Annotated in this window: 1 protein-coding gene; it reads right to left on the bottom strand. The window is 69.5% G+C overall.

All coding sequences use genetic code 11. The features are described from left to right. Positions 1–27: 27 nt before the first annotated feature. Positions 28–1,533 (bottom strand): ISKra4 family transposase, encoded by a 1,506-nt coding sequence (locus ABZ807_RS33325; protein ID WP_357167149.1) that lies wholly within the window; start codon positions 1,531–1,533, stop codon positions 28–30. Positions 1,534–1,543: the final 10 nt, after the last annotated feature.

The raw sequence follows: 1,543 nt of genomic DNA, 5'->3' as shown, positions 1-1,543 counted from the left end.
ATGGGTGCGGCTCCCTTGGAGGGATGATCAGGCTGGGATGACGCCGTCGAGGTAGCGGTCGGCGTGGACTCGTTGTCGCTCCTTGTCGAGGTGGTAGGTCCAGTAGGCGTCGAAGTCGCCGTTGCTGATCAGGGCCCGTAGCTTGAGGACGGCCTCGGCACCGAGCAGGCCCCAGCGGGCTCCGGTGATGTCCATCCTGTCCTTGATCAGATGCCGGCAGGCTCCCTCGATCACGCCGGTGGCGATCGGCCATCCGGCGGCCAATGCCTGGTGGTAGCGCAGGTAGCGGGACTTGTTGAGCAGGTAGGCCACGCACGCGTCAGCGCCTTTGCGCCGGTCGGGGTCCAGCCCGGCAGCCGTGATCTTGCGTTGGATGGCGCCCGCGACGCGGTGGGCACGCCCGGCCAGGATGAGTTCTGCCTGCTGGGCGACCCAGGTCTCGACGGCCCGGTCGCCCTCGGCGTGAAAGCACCAGGCCGCTTTCCACAGATATTCGAGCACGTGGACGAAGTCGACGACGATCGTCACGGGGCGGTCACGTGCCCTGGCCTGCTTGTTGATGAGCTCGATCTGGTGGCTGTTGCCGTCGACGAGCACGACCCACGGCCGGTCACCACGGGGGTCAGCGCGGTGGGCCTGGTCGAACATGGCGGCGATGACAGTGGCCGCGTCGTCGGTGACCGAGGCGTGCAGCCACTTGCCCACCGCCTTCGGCCCGGCCCGGCGCCCGCCGCGATCAGCGCCCGGCATGGCGATCACGTCGGCCGGGGTGCGGGGCACCGGTGTGCAGTGGTAGACGGCCACGACCTCGGCCATGCGCTTGCGGCCCAGCTTCTCCCCACGTGACAGGCGGGTGGCCAGCTTGCGGCTGGCGGATGCGGCCGTTTTGCGGGTCTGCTCCCGCAACGCGTCCGGGCGCATCACGATCCCCTTGGCGTCGGCCGACAGCACCAGCACGTCACCACGCGGGCACCGCACGCCCCGACGCGTCGCGTAGAAGGCGTCGACGTCGGCTGCCGCGGTCGCGGCGAGGGCTTGCACCTGACGTTTACCCACCGCCACCCCGCAACAGCGTTCGATCGCCGCCGCGACCTGCTCGAACGAGCCACGCACCGCTTCGACCGCCGCCAGCCGCCGCAACCCGTGCGAATGCAGACCAGTCGGCAGGTTCAACACCGCATCCGCCGGGAAGCGGCGGTCGGTGCCCTTGGCCCGGTACGCGATCCGGGTGACGTCGACCTGCCCGAACACCGTGGACAGCGCCCGCTCATGGCCGCGCTCGGCGTGGGTACGCCTCACCGCGTCTTCGCCGACCACCGAAGCCAGGCGCTCCTCCCGCACACCGCGAAGATCGAGATGATCTTGCGGCAACTGTCGCAGCAACTCCCGGCCGGCGACCTCCAGCCGCTGTTCAAGCACGGCATGCGACAACCCGCCGGCCTGCGTGCCGACCAGCCACGACACGGTCTCCTCGAAGCGCTGACGCGACTGGGCGAACGACGTGGTCTCACCCACCAACACGTACGATGACATCGGGTTCCTT

Origin of the sequence: Micromonospora sp. NPDC047548, from assembly GCF_040642975.1 — a bacterium.
Taxonomy (GTDB): domain Bacteria; phylum Actinomycetota; class Actinomycetes; order Mycobacteriales; family Micromonosporaceae; genus Micromonospora.
The sequence above is the reverse complement of the archived record's forward strand: the minus strand, read 5'-3'. Positions and strand labels throughout refer to the sequence as shown.